1 rRNA gene is annotated in these 264 nt (G+C 45.8%); it reads right to left on the reverse strand.

Annotated elements, in window-relative coordinates:
* Nucleotides 1-153: 153 nt before the first annotated feature.
* A 23S ribosomal RNA gene (locus H3H36_RS26475) occupies nt 154-264 on the reverse strand; the annotation flags it as partial.

Below are 264 nucleotides of genomic sequence, written 5' to 3' on the forward strand. Positions count from 1 at the left end.
CAACTTGCTATGGTCATCAAGCTTTGACTTGTACGAGTAGTCGCTCCCAATCGGGCAGCGTTACTCAGAATCTGGAAGAAGTAATTGGGTAATGAAGTTGTATCAACGAACGTTACAACGCACTTCTTATTCACCTTAACCTGCTAAGGTTATAGGGACAAGCCGTACGGGCAATTAGTATCAGTTAGCTTAATGCATTACTGCACTTCCACACCTGACCTATCAACGTCCTGGTCTCGAACGACCCTTCAAGGAGCTCAAGGC

This window comes from Rugamonas fusca (assembly GCF_014042365.1).
GTDB lineage: Bacteria > Pseudomonadota > Gammaproteobacteria > Burkholderiales > Burkholderiaceae_D > Rugamonas > Rugamonas fusca.